The sequence below is a fragment of the Sphingomonas adhaesiva genome, assembly GCF_036946125.1.
Lineage (GTDB): Bacteria > Pseudomonadota > Alphaproteobacteria > Sphingomonadales > Sphingomonadaceae > Sphingomonas > Sphingomonas adhaesiva_A.
On the sequence record NZ_JAQIJT010000002.1, the window covers coordinates 838,986 to 855,095 of the forward strand.

Below are 16,110 nucleotides of genomic sequence, written 5' to 3' on the forward strand. Positions count from 1 at the left end.
GGGCGGCCGATCGATGACCGGCCGCCCATCGCTTTCGTCTAGCTCAGTATCAGCGCCAGTTGACCTTGAAGCCGGCGAAGAACTGACGTCCGAAGATGTCGTAGAACGCCGGGATAGTATCCAGCGCCTGCGTACCCGCGGTGCTCGTCGGGAAGAACGGCGGCTTGCTGTCCGCGATGTTGTTCACGCCGAAGTAGAACTGGTACTGCTTGTCGACATTATAGACGATCCGCGCATTGTGATAGAAGCGGTCGCCGATCGTCGGATAGGTCGCAGGCGCGAACGGGCTGGTCCGTGCCTTGCCGATGTAGCGCAGGTTGTAGTTGATGCCGAAGCCGTCCTCTTCCTGCCAGCCGACATTGGCCGCTCCGGTGAACTTGACGAAGCCCTGATCCGACGTCGAACCACCGGCGAAGCCGAGCAGGTCGGTCGACGGCTGGCCCGGCAGTGCGGTCTGCGTTGCCTTGTCGTACAGCGTGCCGATGCCCTGCAGCGAGAGGCGGCCGTTCAGCAGCGGACGGTTGTACCGCAGCTCGAAGTCGATGCCCCGGATGTCGAGGGCGGCGACGTTGATGAGCTGATCGTTGACCGCGGTCAGGACGTAGTTCGCGCCCGGCACGTTCGGGTTGGTGCTGCGCGTCAGGTCACCGCAGAACAGCCGCGACGTGGTGTCGTAGCACTGGTTCGCCTTCAGCTGACGGCCGACCGTGTTGATGACGTCGGTCAGCTTGATCTCGAACCGATCGACCGTGATCGACAGGCCTGGGATGAAGCTGGGCTCGAACGCCAGGCCATAGGTCAGCGTCGTCGCACGCTCCGGTGCCAGGTTCGGGTTGCCGCCGACGAAGCCGGCGACCGACTGCTGGACGTTTAGCGGCGGGTCGTACGTGGCCGGCACCCCATCCGCGGTGCAGTTCGCGGCGCGGGTCGCATTGGCGCTGCGATTGGTGACCGTGCAGGGATCGTTGACGGTACCGAACGTCTGGCCGACACCCGACAGCTCGCCCGGCGTGGGCGCACGAACCGCACGCGCGCGCATCACGCGGAAGCGCAGACCCCCCACCGGCTCCCAGGTGCCGCCGTAGCGCCACGTGCTGTAATTGCCACCGTTGCTGGGATCGGAGATGCGATATGCGCCCTCCAGCGTAAGGCGACGGATGAACGGCAGGTCGGCCAAGACCGGCGCGATCAACTCGCCATAGGCTTCCTTTGTGATGGTCTTGCTCAGCGTCACGTCGCCGATCTGGTTGCCCGTTACTTCGGCATTGTTGATCGGGGCATCATAGTCGAGGAAACCGGAGAACGTGCGGTACTCGCCACCGACCGCGAAGGCCAACGGGCCGCCCGGAAGGTTGAACAGCTCACCCGAGACGAACGCCTGCGCGTCGTTCAGGATGCTCTCGCCGCTCTGACCCGCATCGATGCTGAGCGCGCGACGCTGCGCATCGGTATAGGGCAGAAACGGGTTGATCGGAACGCACCCGGTGGCGCGCGCACCCGCATCGGCGCACTGCAGCGTGCCATTCGCGGTCAGTTCGGTACGCAGACCATAGTACAACTGGCGCGTGCTCACCAGACCGCGCGTCAGGCTGTCCAGCTTCGTGCGGCCGTAGACGTAATTGACTTCCCAGTTCCAGTTCTTGTCGCCCATCACCGTGAAGTCGCCGCGCACACCGGCGACCGCACGGACGGTCGTGCGATCGTTGGTGGCACCGCGGCTGTCGAACGCGCTGAAACGCTGCTGCCAGTTGATCGTCGTCTGGCCGCGCGCCACCGCCGCATTGTAGACCGCGGTCGGGATGATCGGGTTCGCGACGCTCGTCGTCACACCACCGACCGTCTGGTTGATGTTGACCGGAATGCTCGCCTGCAGGCCGGTCACGCCGGGGCCGCCGCCGAACAGGCTGCCGGCCGCGGTCGACTGGAACGGATGACCCTCGAAATCGGCGTCGGTGCGCGACGAGCCGTAGTTCAGTTCGGTGAAGACGCTGACGCTATCCGAGATCGGATAGGAGGCGTCCACGGCGAATAGCAGGCGCTTCGTGGGCTGCGCCAGCGTGCGGGCGCCGTTGCGGTTGAAGCCGTCGCGCGAGGTGACGAACGGGATCAGGTTGCCGTTGGAGTCCGTGTAGCTGGTCGAGCTGCCGACGCGCGTGGCGGAAATCGCGCCCAGTCCGCTGCCGGTCGGGCCGGCGTTGAGGAAGAAGGTGCCGTTGACGCCGACGGCCGAATAGGCGGCCGGACCGCGGATGGCGGCGGCGGGCGGGAACCAGGCGAAGTCCTGCGAGCAGACGTCGCGCGTGGCGCAGGACACCTCGCCCTGGAAATCGGCCTGCACGGTCGCCATGATGTGACCGCCATCGCCGAACTTGCTGCCGAACATCAGGTAGCCGCTGGGGTTCTCGTTATCGCCCCGCTCGGAAATGCCGTAGCTTCCGCCGACTTCCAGCCCTTCGAAGTTCGTCTTGGTGATGATGTTCACCACGCCCGCGACCGCATCGGCGCCGTAGATCGCCGAGGCACCGCCGGTGACGACCTCGATCCGCTCGATATTGGCGGTCGGCACGGTGTTGAAGTCGACCGCGGTGCCGGTGGTGGTGCCGCCGGGCATGCGGCGACCGTTGGTCAGCGTCAGCGTGCGTCCGCCGCCCAGGTTGCGCAGGTTGATGAGGTTCAGACCGGAGGACGCGGCGCCCGAGAAGGTCGACTGCGTACGCGAGGTGCCGAACGACGGCGCGAACTGCGGCAGTTGCGTCGCCAGGTCCGCGACGTTGCGGAAGCCGCGCTGTTCCAGCGCCTCGACGCCGATCTGCAGCGTGGGCACGCTGGTATCGACGCCCGTGCGCGCGATGCGCGACCCGGTGACGACGATGTCCTGCGGCGCGTCGGACGCGGCGTCGGTCGGGCCTTCCTGCGGCAGTTGCGGAGCCTCCACCTGAGCCGCGGCAGGCATGGAGAGCAGGCCCGCTCCCAGCATCATCGACGATGCGAGCAGACGAAGACGAACGGTAGATTTCATGTTTCAGACCCCCATACGAGCGCATGCTGTGCACGTTCGCCCGCGTTGCTACGGCGCTCCTCGACGCCATGGGGCAAGCCTACAATCGAGCCGCGCGTAGGCAACGGCCGACCTGATCCATGTGTGCGTTTATGACCAAAGTGTAATCAATACGCCACAGTTGAAACATTCCGTTGCAATCCGGACACGTTGATTCGTGCGTGCGTAGCGCTGACCCATTCCATCAGCGGATCCCACAGCTGCGCGCGCGCGCGGCCGCCGACGATCATGCCGACGTGCCCCGCGCCCAGGTCGCGGCGGTCGGGCAGGCCGATGGCGGTGGCGGCGGGGACGATGCGGTCGGTGAGGGAGACGTATTCGATCGTGGGGCAGGACAGCGCCGGCGGGTCAATCGTGCGGCCGGCCACCTGCCAGCGGCCGGCGCCGGGACGATCCTCCGCCAGCAGCGTGTCGAACATGTCGACGCCCGCGGCATAGGTCATCGGCGCGCCCGCGTTGGCCCAGTCCTCCAGCGCGACGAAGAGCGGGACCGCAGCGTCGGCGGCGGTCGCGAACGCCTCGTACTTGGCGATGGTGCGCGCGGGATCGAGGCGCCAGAAGGCGGTCTGGAGCACCTCCATCGGCAACATGCCCATCGCGCGGCAGGCGGGCTCGGCCTGCTCCCACAGCGATGCCATCGCGGCGCGCGCCTCGTCGCCGTACCCCGTGAAGCGCCAGGGCGCGGCGATGGTGGCGACGCCGGCGACCTTGTCGTCCAGCAACGTCGCGGCGGCGAGGGCGAGCGTCCCGCCGAGGCAATAGCCGACCAGCACGACGGGGCCGTCCAGCCTGCGCACCATCGGCACCAGGCGCTCGGCGACGTGGCCGGCGAGATCGAGCGCGGCGTCCTGTGCGCGCGGCGTGCCCCAGTCGACCAGCCAGGTGTGGAAGCCGGCCCGCGCCGCGTGCTCGACGAGCGAGCGCCCGGGGGCGAGGTCGAGCACGAACGGCGGGTTGATGAGCGAGGGGACGAAGACGATGTGGGGGCCGGTGCCGCCGTGATCGCGCAGCCGCGCCGCGCCCTTGCGGAAGCGCGCCGGCCTCATGCGGCGGGGCGGGCGGGTGGCCTCCTGATAGCGGCGCAGGCCGGCGAGCGCGGCGGCCTGCCGCTGCGGCGATGCTGCGGTTTCGCTGCGCAACATGTCCATGAAGAGGGGCAGCGGGCGGGGCCCGTGTTGCGGCGCGGAATTTTGTGCGATACCGCATGGATGATCGGTCATGGGGAACTCGCGCGATGAAGAAGCAGGCCAGTGGCGACGGGGCGGTGGTCATCAAGAAATACGCCAATCGCCGGCTCTATAACACCGAAAGCTCGTCCTACATCACGCTGGAGCATCTGGCCGCGATGACGCGCGAGGGGCGCGAGTTCCGCGTCGTGGACGCCAAGACCGACGAGGACATCACGCACAACGTCCTGACGCAGATCATCATGGAGGAGGAAAGCCGCGGGCAGACGATGCTGCCGGTCGGCTTCCTGCGCCAGCTGATCGCGCTGTACGGCGATTCGATGCAGGCGATGGTGCCGGGTTATCTCGACGCGTCGATGAACAGCTTTCGCGACAATCAGGCGCAGTTCAAGAATGCGGTCGAGGGGGCCTTTGCGGGCTCGCCGTTCGCGGAACTGGCGAAGCACAATATGGCGATGTTCGAGGCGGCGGCGGCTGCCTTCAAGACGGCGGCCCCCGGCGCAGGTGCTGCACCCGCCGCGCCGCCCGCGGCGACGGCCGGGGGGAGCAAGGACAGCGAGATCGCGGCGCTGAAGGCGGAGCTGGCGCGGCTGCGTGACAAGGTCGACAAGCTGGGGGAGTGACCCCGCGCGTCACCCCGGAGCACCTCCGGGGTGACGGAGCGTCGTGCCTTACCGCGGCTTGACGAAGCGCAGCGTCATGCGGTCGCTTTCACCGATCGCGGCATAGGTCGCGCGGTCCTGATCGCCCAGCGCATAGGTCGGGGGCAGGGTCCACACGCCCTTGGGATGGTCGTGCGTATCCCGGGGGTTGGCGTTGACGTCGCTGCCGGCGGCGAGCGTGAACCCGGCCTGTTCGGCGAGGCGGCGCACGGTGGAGGCTTTCAGATAACCGCTGTCCTTCTCTTTCGCGGTGTCCGCCGTCTCGGGCAGGCGATGCTCGACGATGCCGAGCGTGCCGCCGGGGCGCAGCATCGCGAACCACGCCGCGAACACCTTCGCCGCGGTGTCGCCGCCGCCCATCGTCAGATTGTGGATATTGCGGAAGGTGAGGACGACGTCCTGGCTGCCGGCGGGCACGTCGCTGGTGCCGGTCGCGGCGTCGATCGTGGCGACGGCGCCCTTCAGCCCCCTGTCGGTCAGCATCTTGCGCGCGCCCTCGGCACCCCTGGCCGGAACGAGCGCGGTGTAGCTGCCCTTGCCCGCGGGGATGCGCGCCAGGATCGCGGTGTACCAGCCGCCGCCGGGGGAGAATTCAACCACCCTCGACGCGGGCGTGACGCCGAAGAAGGCGAGCGTTTCGGCCGGGTGGCGATAGCGGTCGCGGGCGCGCTCCGCCGCCGTACGCTCGGGCGCGGCGATGGCGCGGGCGAGCGCCGGATCTCGGGCGGGCGCCGCCTGGACAAGCGTGGCGACGCCGAGCGACGCCACGGCGAGTGCGGAGAGGGGACGGAATAGCGACATGCGGAAAGGGACTCCTGTGGCGTGGTGGGACGAGGCTGGCGGAGCGATGAGCGCCGCGCAAGTGCTGTTGGCGGCGGGGGCGGTGCTGGCGCTGGCCGTGGCGGTGTTCGCCGGCTGGCGCGACGCGCGGCGGCGACGGCGCGCCGAGGTCGACGCGGTCGGCTGGATCGACTGGACGACGGTGCAGATAGCGGCGCTGATCGCGCTGGCGGTATTGGGGCTGCTGGCGGCGAAGGGTTAGGCCGGATCGACATTCAGCCCTGACGGCCTGCGAATTACCGTATTCGGCGCATCATCTTCTGATCCTAGTTCCCTGACTCAGAAGTTGGGCTCACCGATACCGTCACCCCGGGCTTGACCCGGGGTCCCGCTTCGTTCGCACGGTAGCGGAGCAAAAGCGGGATCCCGGGTCGAGCCCGGGATGACGGTAAGGAACCGAACCGAACCTCTGTTCCACCAGACCAGGCCGGAAGCTAGTAGAAGCGCTGGAGCGTCAGCGTCCGGTGCGTGCCGTCGCACATCCGCAGCGTCACCGTCGTGCCCGGGGTGCCGGTGGTCCAGCGGGCGGCGGGGGTGGCGAGCCAGGCGCGCGACACGGGCGTGCCGTCCACCGCGCAGATCGCCTCGTCCACCCGCCATCCGGCCGCCGCCGCGGGGCTGGCGCGCATGACGTGGAGCACCGACAGGCGGTCCCCGGTGAAGGCCAGCAGAAGCCCGCTGGTCGACCGCTCCTGCACCGTCGGGGGCAGTGCGCGCAGCAGCATGTGCCCGGCGCCGGGGTCCAGCAGGACGCGGAACCGCTGCAACAGCCCGGAGCCGATCCGCCCGGCGACGCCGATCGTGTCGGAAAAGCCGCCGGCGGCCTCGCGCCGTACCTCGACCTCGCTGGCGGTGGCGGTGCCGAGCGCCAGTTGCGGGACGATCGACAATTCGCTCTCCACCGCGCCGGCGAGGCCGTAGGAGATGGCGGTGGTGGCGGGCGTGCCGAGATTCGCGGTGCGCCAGCCGGCGGCGGACAGCGTGACCGCGGCCCCGTCGCCGGTATCGACCACGACCGGCGCGACCCGGTGGCCGGCGATGGTCAACGCGCTCATGTAGAGCTGGCGGTCGGGGGCGATCGACAGGGGGGCGGCGGCGCCGGTGAAGGGCATCCGCCCGCTGCGCAACAGGCGGAAGCGGCGCGCCTGATAGTCGATGTCGAGTGCCCATGGCGCGGTCAGGTCGCGCCCGACGAGCATGTCGACCCCGTTGCGGTCGCCGCTGTCGCCGCGGGTGGCGGCGGCGGGCAGGTCGGCCACGACGAGGCTGCCGCCGCGGCGCGTCAGCCCGCCGATGGCGAGCGTGCGCGTATCGGCGCGGCCGACGTCGAGCGAGCCGCCGATGACGTCGGCGCGCCCCTCCTGCCGGACGGGGACGCGGTGACGCTGCGCATAGTCGCGCGAGAGGACCGAGACGCTGACCCCGGTGTCGAGGATCGCGGTGACGGGGCGATCGTCGAGCGACATCGTGAAGCGGATCTGGTTGCCCGGCGTGAGGTCGAAGGGAACCCAGCGGGCCTCGGCATCGGGCGCGAGCGTGGCGACGGGCGCGGCGCGGGGCGTGGCGGGGGCGGCGGTGGCCACGGTGGCGAGGAGAAGGGCGAGGATCACGGAAAGGGGGTGTAGCGGGTTTGTGCCGCGGGAGTGAGGGGGCGCCGTGCGGGCGGCTTCCGCGATGCCGGGACCTTCGCAAAGTCTTCGTTCCCCGGCGAAGGCGGGACCTTTGCGAAAGGCTACGTCGTGCTCCTGCGCAGGCAGGAGCCCGGAGCCCAGCAGATCAACGCCTGATGGGACCTGCAACTCTGGGCTCCTGCCTGCGCAGGAGCACGGTATCGCCTTTTGCAAACGTCCCGCGAAGGCCGGAGCCGGTTGGGGCCCGGTTTCCAGCATCTTGCGAGCGTGCCGTTGCTGGGCCCCCGCCTTCGCCGGGGAACAGGGGAGTAACGTCTGGAGAGGTGTCGAGCGGTGCTGCGGGACGGGAAGCGGGCCGGTGGCCTTCTTACAGGCAGGCCTCCAGATACGCCTGGTCGAAGCCGAACTGCTTGGCCTTGTCGAGCGTGTAGGGGCGCAGGCCCATCGAGCGGTATTCGCCGATGATCTTGCCGTCGGCGCTTTCGTCGAGATACTCGAACTTGAAGAGCTCCTGCGTCACGATCACCGGGCCCTCCATCCCGATCACCTCGGTGATGTTGGTCACGCGGCGGCTGCCGTCGCGCAGGCGCTTGACCTGGATAATCATGTCGACCGAGTCGGCGATCTGGCGGCTGATCGCTTCCTTGGGCACCTTGATGTCGGACATCATGACCATGTTCTCCATCCGCGCCAGCGCCTCGCGCGGGGAGTTGGAGTGGAGCGTGCACATCGAGCCGTCGTGGCCGGTGTTCATCGCGGCGAGCATGTCGAAACACTCCGACCCGCGGATTTCGCCCAGGATGATCCGGTCCGGGCGCATACGCAGCGCGTTCTTGACCAGGTCGCGGATGCTGATCTCGCCCTGACCCTCCAGATTGGCGGGGCGCGTCTCCAGCGGCAGCCAGTGCGGCTGCTGGAGGCGCAGTTCCGCCGCGTCCTCGATCGTCAGCACGCGCTCGCCCGGGTCGATCATCTTCGACAGCGCGTTGAGCATCGTGGTCTTGCCCGAGCCGGTGCCGCCCGAGATGACGACGTTGAACCGGCACGCGCCCGCGATCTTCAGCGCGGTCGCCATCTTCTGCGACATGCTGCCGAAGCCGGCCATCATGTCGAGCGTGATCGGCTTGGCGGAGAATTTGCGGATCGAGATGGCGGTGCCGCGCAAGCTGAGCGGCGGGACGATGACGTTGACGCGGCTGCCGTCCTTCAGCCGGGCGTCGGCGAGCGGGGTCGTCTGGTCGACGCGGCGGCCGACCGAATTGCAGATGCGCTGCGCGATCTGGAACAGATGCTCCTCGTCGCGGAAGTTGATCTGCGCCAGCTCCAGCTTGCCCTTGCGCTCGACGAAGGTCTGGTCGGGGCCGTTGACCATGATGTCGGAGATGTCGGCATCGGCCAGCAGCTCCTCCAGCGGGCCCAGGCCGAGCAGCTCGTCGACCAGCACCTTTTCCAGCGCGAACTGTTCGCGGCGGTTGAGCGTCAGCTTCAGCTCGGCGAGCACCTCGCCGATGATCGGGCGGAATTCCTCCGCCAGCTCGTCCTTGCCCAGCGTCGCCGCGGCCTCGGGATCGACGCGCTCCAGCAGGCGGGGGAGCACCTGTTCCTTGATCTTGTGGATCGACGCCTCGAACCCCTCGACGCGGCTGTTGCCGGCCTCGCCGCTGGCGTTCTGGCGATCGGACAGGCGCTGCATCGCATCGACCTGCGACTGCGGCGTGGTGTTGGCGATGTCGATCGCCTCCGGATCGGCGACCGTGAGCGTGTCGAGCGGGGGGAATTGCTCGCCCGGCATCGGGCCGGCGTCGTTGCGCTGGACGCCGCCCTGAAACCCGGCGTGCATCGGCCGCGCCACGCCGAAGCCGCCGCCCCGCGCGCCGCCGCTGCCGCCCGCCATACCGTTGTTGCGACGCCCGAACGCGCTCATCGACTATCCCGTCCCTTCCTGGGTTCGGGTGTCGAAGTAGGCGAGAAGCCTTACAATTTGTCTAACCATCCGCGACCGAGCGCCGCGAGGAAGGCGATGCGCAGGATGGCGCGCGGGAGGGCGGTGTCGCGCGGCACCGCCTCCGCCGCGGCGACGGCGTCGCCCGGCACCGCGCCGGACAGGATCGTGGCGGCAGGGAAGCGGCAAGCGAGCGCGTCGGCATCCTCGTCGAAGGCGGCGTGGACCAGCCCGGTGCCGCGGGCGGCGATCATCAACGGGCCGAGCGAAGTGGGGACGATCATGAGGCGGATCGTGGCGCCCTCGCCGCCGCGCGCGCGCGCAGCCGGCGGCAGGGCGACCCGTTCCGCCGCGGCGTAGAAGCGGCTGGGGGCGGCATAACCGGCGGCGTAGATCGCCGCGGTCACGGTGCCGCCGTCGGCCAGCGCATCGGCGGCGCGCATCTCTCGCACCTGACGCGCGAACGCGGCGGGGGTGGTGCCGGTCGCGCGGACGAACAGGCGGTGGAAATGATGCGGCGCATAGCCGGCGTGCGCGGCCAGCGTCGCGAGCGGGATCGCGGCGTCGGCGCTCATGATCGCCTCCGCCGCCGCGGTCACCGCGGTGCGGTCGCGCGCGGCCGCATCGGGCAGGCAGCGACGGCAGGCGCGATAGCCAGCGGCGCGCGCGGCGGCATTGTCGGGCAGGATCTCGACATGGCTGCGCGACGGGCGGCGCGCGGCGCAGCTGGGCTTGCAGTAGATGCCGGTGGTGCGCACCGCGACGACGAAGCGGCCGTCATAGGCACGGTCGCGGCGGGCGAACGCCTGCCACGCCTGTTCGGGATCGATCATCTGGATGGCGTCGCGCATGCGGCTGTTCTACGCGCATCGCACGGCGCCGGCATCCCGCGGCTTGCGCTCAAACGGCAGGGGAGGGATTGGCGATGGACGACACGGTCCTGGTCGAGCGGCACGACGACGGCGTCGCGGTAGTGACGCTGAACCGCCCGCAGGCGATGAACGCGCTGTCGGTCGCGCTGCGCGCGCGGCTCTGCGAGGCGATGATCGAACTGGACGGCGACGATTCCATGCGCTGCGTCGTGCTGACCGGCGCAGGCGAGCGGGCGTTCACCGCCGGGCTCGACCTGAAGGAACTGGGGTCGCAGGCCGGCGCGCTGGGCGCGGCCAATGCCGAGGATGCGGCGCAAAATCCGGTCAAGGCGATCGAGACATGCCGCAAGCCGGTGATCGGGGCGATCAACGGCGTCGCGATCACCGGCGGGTTCGAGGTGGCACTGGCGTGTGACATATTGATCGCGTCCACCCACGCGCGCTTCGCCGATACGCATGCGCGCGTCGGGGTGGTGCCGGGCTGGGGGCTGAGCCAGAAGCTGTCGCGGATGATCGGCCCCTCGCGCGCGAAGGAACTGTCGCTGTCGGGCAACTTCCTGGATGCGGCGACGGCGGAACGCTGGGGACTGGTCAATCGCGTCGTCGCCCCCGACGAGCTGCTGCCGGCGGCGCGGCGGCTGGCGGCGGACATCGCGTCGGCGGATGCGGCGTTCATCGCGGGCTACAAGCGGCTGATCGACGACGGCTATGCGCTGCCGTTCGGGGAGGGGATGGCGCTGGAGCACCGGCGCTCGTCGGCGGCCAACCGCGCGGTCACTCCCGAATCGGTCGAGGCACGGCGCGCCGCGGTCCAGGCGCGCGGCCGCGCGCAATGAACGCGTCGATGAACGGGGGGCGAATGGAGTCAGCGCTGCGGTTGCATCCCCCGGTTCCCTTTGCTACGCGCCCGCCATCCCAAGCGAGGCGCGTGTCCCATGCGCCATCCTTTCGCATGGGCCGACACCTCTTGGGTATGATGCGAGGAAAGTGAATCGCGTGGAGAGTTCCAGCGGTAATCAAGGCAGCAGCATCCAGGCCAGCCTGGGCGGTCGCTATGCCAGTGCGCTGTTCGACCTGGCGGTCGAGGCGAAGGCGGTCGATCGCGTCGAGCAGAGCCTGGCGGCGGTGCGCGATGCGCTGGCCGAATCGGCCGATTTCCGTCAGCTGACGGCGTCGCCGGTGATCGCGCGCGGCGCGGCGGTGAAGGCGGTGCTGGCCACCGCCGACCAGCTGGGCGTGGACGCGACGACGAAGAGCTTCCTGGGCGTGCTGGCGGAGAACCGCCGGCTGTCGCAGCTGCCCGCGGTGATCCGCGCCTTCCGCCAGCTGGCCGCGCGCCACCGCGGCGAGACGACCGCCGAGGTGACGAGCGCGCATCCGCTGACCCCCGAGCAGGTCGACGAGCTGAAGCAGCAGCTGCGCCGCCGCGTCGGGCGCGAGGTGTCGGTCGACCTGTCGGTCGATCCGTCGATCCTGGGCGGGCTGGTCGTCCGCATCGGTTCCCAGATGATCGACTCGTCGATCCGTACCCGTTTGAATGCGCTTGCCAGCGCGATGAAGGGCTGAAGACAATGGACATTCGCGCCGCAGAAATCTCGAAGGTCATCAAGGACCAGATCGCCAATTTCGGCACCGAGGCCCAGGTTTCCGAAACCGGCCAGGTGCTGTCGGTCGGTGACGGCATCGCCCGCATCTATGGCCTCGACAACGTCCAGGCGGGCGAGATGGTCGAGTTCGCCAACGGCGTGCAGGGCATGGCGCTGAACCTGGAGGCCGACAATGTCGGCGTCGTGATCTTCGGCTCCGACGCGGAGATCAAGGAAGGCGACACCGTCAAGCGCACCGGCACCATCGTGGACGTGCCGGTCGGCAAGGGCCTGCTGGGGCGCGTGGTCGACGGCCTGGGCAACCCGATCGACGGCAAGGGCCCGATCGTCGCGGAGAAGCGCAGCCGTGTCGAGGTGAAGGCGCCGGGCATCATCCCGCGCAAGTCGGTGCACGAGCCGGTGCAGACCGGGCTGAAGGCGATCGACGCGCTGGTGCCGGTCGGCCGCGGCCAGCGCGAGCTCATCATCGGCGACCGCCAGACCGGCAAGACCGCCGTCGCGCTCGACACCTTCATCAACCAGAAGCAGGTCAACGCCGGCGACGACGAAAGCAAGAAGCTCTATTGCATCTATGTCGCGGTGGGCCAGAAGCGCTCGACCGTGGCGCAGATCGTGCGCCAGCTGGAAGAGAATGGCGCGATGGAATATTCCATCGTCGTCGCCGCGACCGCGTCCGAGCCGGCGCCGCTCCAGTTCCTGGCGCCCTACACCGGCTGCGCGATGGGCGAATATTTCCGCGACAACGGCATGCACGCGGTCATCGTCTACGACGATCTGTCGAAGCAGGCGGTCGCCTATCGCCAGATGTCGCTGCTGCTGCGCCGTCCGCCGGGCCGCGAGGCGTATCCGGGCGACGTGTTCTATCTCCACTCGCGCCTGCTGGAACGCGCGGCGAAGATGAACGAGGACAATGGCGCGGGCTCGCTGACCGCGCTGCCGATCATCGAGACGCAGGCGGGCGACGTGTCGGCCTATATCCCGACCAACGTGATCTCGATCACCGACGGCCAGATCTTCCTCGAGACCGACCTGTTCTTCGCGGGCATCCGCCCGGCGATCAACGTCGGCCTGTCGGTCAGCCGCGTCGGTGGCGCCGCGCAGACCAAGGCGATGAAGAAGGTGTCGGGCTCGATCAAGCTGGAGCTGGCGCAATACCGCGAGATGGCGGCGTTCGCGCAGTTCGGCTCGGACCTCGACGCCTCGACGCAGCGCCTGCTGAACCGCGGCGCGCGGCTGACCGAGCTGCTGAAGCAGGCCCAGTTTAACCCGATGCCGTTCGAGGAGCAGACCGCGTCGATCTACGCCGGCACCAACGGCTATATCGACAAGGTGCCGGTCGCCGATGTGACCCGCTACGAATCGGCGATGCTGGCGTTCCTGCGCGACAAGCACCCGGGCGTGCTGGGCACGATTCGCGACTCGCGCGAGCTGGGCAAGGACACCGAGGCGAAGCTGAAGGCGGCGCTGGACGAGTTCGCGAAGTCGTTCGCGTAAGATCATGGCGCTGACGTATCTGGCCACGATCCGGCTCAAGCCGGAGCATTTCCAGACCGCCTGCGAGGCGGTCGCGGGGATCGTCGCCAGGACGCGTCAGGAGGCAGGCTGCGAGCGTTTCGATCCGCATCCTGCTGCCGATGGCAGTCCCACGCTCTACATCTACGAGCGTTGGGCCGACCGGAGCGGCTATGACGAGCACCATGCGAAGGACTACACCCGCGCGGTGTTCAAGAGCTACGAGCAATGGCTGGCCGGGCCGGTAGAGATGACCGAGCTGGCGGACGGATTGGAATAGAATGGCTTCTCTCAAGGCCCTCAAGATCCGCATCGGCTCGGTGAAGTCGACGCAGAAGATCACCAAGGCGATGAAGATGGTCGCCGCCGCCAAGCTGCGCCGCGCGCAGGAGGCGGCGGTCGCCGGGCGTCCCTATGCCGAGCGGCTGGAGGCGGTGGTCGCCAGCCTGGCGAGGAACGTCGGCGTCGGCGCGTCGCCGCTGATGGCGGGAACCGGCAAGGACCAGGTCCATCTGCTGGTGGTCGCCACCTCCGAGCGCGGGCTGGCGGGCGCGTTCAACACCAACATCGTCCGCGCCGCGCGCCGCAAGGCGGAGGAGCTGGAGGCGCAGGGCAAGACCGTGCGCTTCTATCTGGCGGGCAAGAAGGGGCGCGTGCTGCGCCGCTTCTACCCGACGGGCGTGGTCGCGGACCATGACCTGTCGACGCTGAAGACCGCCTCGTTCGACGCCGCCAAGGAGATCGCGGACGACCTGATCCGCCGTTTCGAGGCGGGCGAGTTCGACGTGGCGCACCTGTTCTACGCCCGCTTCCAGTCGGCGCTGGTGCAGGAGCCGGTGGGCGCGCAGATCATCCCGGTCGCGATCCCCGTCAGCGCCGAGCCGAAGCTGGCGAACAGCGGCGATGCGACGGTGGAATACGAGCCGAGCGAGGAAGCGATCCTGAACGATCTGTTGCCGCGCAACGTCGCGATCCAGATCTTCCGCGCGATGCTGGAGAATGCCGCGTCGGAGCAGGGCAGCCGCATGACCGCGATGGACAATGCGACCCGCAACGCGGGCGACATGATCAAGCGGTTGAGCATCCAGTACAACCGCGCGCGCCAGGCGGCGATCACGACCGAGCTGGTCGAGATCATCTCGGGCGCGGAGGCGTTGTAAGACACAAATACCCCCGGCACGCCGCCGGGACCACGTAACGCAGGTCCGATGCTGGACCCCGGCCTTCGCCGGGGAACAAGAAGGAAGAAGAAATGGCAACCGCCGCTGAAGACATCCGCCCGGCCATCGTGTCCGGCAGCAACAATGTGGGCCGCATCAGCCAGGTGATCGGCGCGGTCGTCGACGTGCAGTTCGACACGCACCTGCCCGCGATCCTCTCCGCGCTGGAGACCGACAACAACGGCCAGCGGCTGGTACTCGAGGTCGCGCAGCATCTGGGCGAGAACACCGTCCGCACGATCGCGATGGACGCGACCGAGGGGCTGACCCGCGGGCAGAACGTGACCGACACAGGCGCGCAGATCCAGATGCCGGTCGGCCCGGCGACGCTGGGGCGCATCATGAACGTCATCGGCGAGCCGATCGACGAGCGCGGCCCGATCCAGACCGACCTGCGCGGCCCGATCCACGCCAAGGCGCCGGACTTCATCGACCAGTCGACCGAGAGCGCGATCCTCGTCACCGGCATCAAGGTCATCGACCTGCTCGCGCCCTATGCGAAGGGCGGCAAGATCGGCCTGTTCGGCGGCGCCGGCGTCGGCAAGACCGTGCTGATCCAGGAGCTCATCAACAACATCGCGAAGGGCCATGGCGGCACCTCGGTGTTCGCGGGCGTGGGTGAGCGCACGCGCGAGGGCAACGACCTGTATCACGAGTTCCTCGACGCGGGCGTCATCGCCAAGGACGCCGATGGCAATGCCATCAGCGAGGGGTCTAAGGTCGCGCTGGTCTATGGCCAGATGAACGAGCCGCCGGGCGCCCGCGCCCGCGTCGCTCTCTCCGGCCTTGCGATCGCGGAATATTTCCGCGACCAGGAAGGGCAGGACGTGCTGTTCTTCGTCGACAACATCTTCCGCTTCACGCAGGCGGGCGCGGAAGTGTCGGCGCTGCTGGGCCGTATTCCGTCGGCGGTGGGCTATCAGCCGACGCTGTCGACCGACATGGGCGCGCTGCAGGAGCGCATCACCTCCACCAACAAGGGGTCGATCACCTCGGTGCAGGCGGTGTACGTGCCCGCGGACGACCTGACCGATCCGGCGCCGGCGACCTCGTTCGCGCACCTGGACGCGACGACCGTGCTGAACCGCGCGATCTCCGAGCTGGGCATCTATCCGGCGGTCGATCCGCTCGATTCGACCAGCCGCGTGCTGGAGCCGCGCACGGTGGGTCAGGATCACTATGAGACGGCGCGTGCGGTGCAGGCGACGTTGCAGAAGTACAAGTCGCTGCAGGACATCATCGCGATCCTGGGGATGGACGAGCTGTCGGAAGAGGACAAGCTGACCGTCAGCCGCGCGCGCAAGATCCAGCGCTTCCTGTCGCAGCCGTTCCACGTCGCGGAGGTGTTCACCAACATCCCGGGCAAGTTCGTCCAGCTCGACGATACGATCCGCAGCTTCAAGGCGGTGGTGAACGGCGAATACGACCATCTGCCCGAGGCCGCCTTCTACATGGTCGGCGGGATCGACGAGGCGGTCGCCAAGGCCGAGAAGCTGGCGCAGGAGGCGTAAGCCTTCGCGCGTACAGGAGCCTCCTTCCGGGGTTGGTGCAAACGTCATGGCGCCCCCGGCGGAGGCCG

General features: G+C 68.8%; 14 protein-coding genes. 8 read left to right on the forward strand and 6 right to left on the reverse strand.

Annotation, left to right across the window (positions count from 1 at the left end; genetic code table 11):
* Nucleotides 1–49: 49 nt before the first annotated feature.
* The gene (locus tag PGN23_RS10250) at nt 50–3,019 is read right to left on the reverse strand and encodes a TonB-dependent receptor domain-containing protein (protein ID WP_335302776.1); all 2,970 of its coding nucleotides are present in this window, start codon (nt 3,017–3,019) and stop codon (nt 50–52) included.
* Nucleotides 3,020–3,165: 146 nt separating this feature from the next.
* Nucleotides 3,166–4,206 carry an alpha/beta fold hydrolase gene (locus PGN23_RS10255; protein WP_335302777.1) on the reverse strand — a complete coding sequence of 347 codons (1,041 nt, stop codon included), beginning with the start codon at nt 4,204–4,206 and terminating at the stop codon, nt 3,166–3,168.
* Between the two features lie 86 nt (nt 4,207–4,292).
* Between PGN23_RS10255 and phaR the strand changes: the two genes are divergently transcribed.
* Complete coding sequence (gene phaR, locus PGN23_RS10260; protein ID WP_335302778.1) at nt 4,293–4,868, forward strand: polyhydroxyalkanoate synthesis repressor PhaR; 576 nt, start codon at nt 4,293–4,295, stop codon at nt 4,866–4,868.
* A gap of 48 nt (nt 4,869–4,916) precedes the next feature.
* Here the strand turns inward: phaR and PGN23_RS10265 are convergent, their stop codons facing one another.
* Entirely contained in the window at nt 4,917–5,708 is a 792-nt protein-coding gene (locus tag PGN23_RS10265) for a class I SAM-dependent methyltransferase (RefSeq protein WP_335302779.1), read from the reverse strand.
* 46 nt (nt 5,709–5,754) lie between these two features.
* Here PGN23_RS10265 and PGN23_RS10270 point away from each other — a divergent pair, with 46 nt between their 5' ends.
* On the forward strand, nt 5,755–5,949 hold the full coding sequence (locus tag PGN23_RS10270) for a hypothetical protein (protein WP_335302780.1): 195 nt from the start codon (nt 5,755–5,757) through the stop codon (nt 5,947–5,949).
* A gap of 232 nt (nt 5,950–6,181) precedes the next feature.
* On the opposite strand, the gene PGN23_RS10275 is transcribed toward PGN23_RS10270, so the two are convergent.
* The 3 genes from PGN23_RS10275 to PGN23_RS10285 form a co-directional block, all read right to left on the reverse strand.
* Complete coding sequence (locus PGN23_RS10275) at nt 6,182–7,357, reverse strand: aspartyl protease family protein (RefSeq protein ID WP_335302781.1); 1,176 nt, start codon at nt 7,355–7,357, stop codon at nt 6,182–6,184.
* Between the two features lie 388 nt (nt 7,358–7,745).
* The gene (locus tag PGN23_RS10280; RefSeq protein WP_335302782.1) at nt 7,746–9,302 is read right to left on the reverse strand and encodes a CpaF family protein; all 1,557 of its coding nucleotides are present in this window, start codon (nt 9,300–9,302) and stop codon (nt 7,746–7,748) included.
* Between the two features lie 50 nt (nt 9,303–9,352).
* Nucleotides 9,353–10,171 (reverse strand): Ada metal-binding domain-containing protein, encoded by an 819-nt coding sequence (locus PGN23_RS10285; RefSeq protein ID WP_335302783.1) that lies wholly within the window; start codon nt 10,169–10,171, stop codon nt 9,353–9,355.
* 74 nt (nt 10,172–10,245) lie between these two features.
* Here PGN23_RS10285 and PGN23_RS10290 point away from each other — a divergent pair, with 74 nt between their 5' ends.
* From PGN23_RS10290 to atpD, 6 genes are all read left to right on the forward strand, one after another.
* Nucleotides 10,246–11,028 (forward strand): enoyl-CoA hydratase, encoded by a 783-nt coding sequence (locus PGN23_RS10290; protein ID WP_335302784.1) that lies wholly within the window; start codon nt 10,246–10,248, stop codon nt 11,026–11,028.
* Nucleotides 11,029–11,188: 160 nt separating this feature from the next.
* On the forward strand, nt 11,189–11,758 hold the full coding sequence (locus PGN23_RS10295; RefSeq protein ID WP_335302785.1) for a F0F1 ATP synthase subunit delta: 570 nt from the start codon (nt 11,189–11,191) through the stop codon (nt 11,756–11,758).
* A gap of 5 nt (nt 11,759–11,763) precedes the next feature.
* Entirely contained in the window at nt 11,764–13,293 is a 1,530-nt protein-coding gene (atpA, locus tag PGN23_RS10300) for a F0F1 ATP synthase subunit alpha (RefSeq protein WP_335302786.1), read from the forward strand.
* Nucleotides 13,294–13,297: 4 nt separating this feature from the next.
* Complete coding sequence (locus tag PGN23_RS10305; protein WP_335302787.1) at nt 13,298–13,591, forward strand: putative quinol monooxygenase; 294 nt, start codon at nt 13,298–13,300, stop codon at nt 13,589–13,591.
* A 1-nt stretch (nt 13,592) separates the two neighbouring features.
* Complete coding sequence (locus PGN23_RS10310; protein ID WP_335302788.1) at nt 13,593–14,471, forward strand: F0F1 ATP synthase subunit gamma; 879 nt, start codon at nt 13,593–13,595, stop codon at nt 14,469–14,471.
* Nucleotides 14,472–14,563: 92 nt separating this feature from the next.
* The gene (gene atpD, locus PGN23_RS10315) at nt 14,564–16,042 is read left to right on the forward strand and encodes a F0F1 ATP synthase subunit beta (RefSeq protein ID WP_335302789.1); all 1,479 of its coding nucleotides are present in this window, start codon (nt 14,564–14,566) and stop codon (nt 16,040–16,042) included.
* Nucleotides 16,043–16,110: the final 68 nt, after the last annotated feature.

Coding starts and splice junctions, on each gene's coding strand:
- PGN23_RS10250 (WP_335302776.1), bottom strand. CDS start 3,019: ATGAAATCTACCGTTCGTCTTCGTCTGCTCGCATCGTCGATGATGCTG.
- PGN23_RS10255 (WP_335302777.1), bottom strand. CDS start 4,206: ATGGACATGTTGCGCAGCGAAACCGCAGCATCGCCGCAGCGGCAGGCC.
- phaR (WP_335302778.1), top strand. CDS start 4,293: ATGAAGAAGCAGGCCAGTGGCGACGGGGCGGTGGTCATCAAGAAATAC.
- PGN23_RS10265 (WP_335302779.1), bottom strand. CDS start 5,708: ATGTCGCTATTCCGTCCCCTCTCCGCACTCGCCGTGGCGTCGCTCGGC.
- PGN23_RS10270 (WP_335302780.1), top strand. CDS start 5,755: ATGAGCGCCGCGCAAGTGCTGTTGGCGGCGGGGGCGGTGCTGGCGCTG.
- PGN23_RS10280 (WP_335302782.1), bottom strand. CDS start 9,302: ATGAGCGCGTTCGGGCGTCGCAACAACGGTATGGCGGGCGGCAGCGGC.
- PGN23_RS10285 (WP_335302783.1), bottom strand. CDS start 10,171: ATGCGCGACGCCATCCAGATGATCGATCCCGAACAGGCGTGGCAGGCG.
- PGN23_RS10290 (WP_335302784.1), top strand. CDS start 10,246: ATGGACGACACGGTCCTGGTCGAGCGGCACGACGACGGCGTCGCGGTA.
- atpA (WP_335302786.1), top strand. CDS start 11,764: ATGGACATTCGCGCCGCAGAAATCTCGAAGGTCATCAAGGACCAGATC.
- PGN23_RS10305 (WP_335302787.1), top strand. CDS start 13,298: ATGGCGCTGACGTATCTGGCCACGATCCGGCTCAAGCCGGAGCATTTC.
- PGN23_RS10310 (WP_335302788.1), top strand. CDS start 13,593: ATGGCTTCTCTCAAGGCCCTCAAGATCCGCATCGGCTCGGTGAAGTCG.
- atpD (WP_335302789.1), top strand. CDS start 14,564: ATGGCAACCGCCGCTGAAGACATCCGCCCGGCCATCGTGTCCGGCAGC.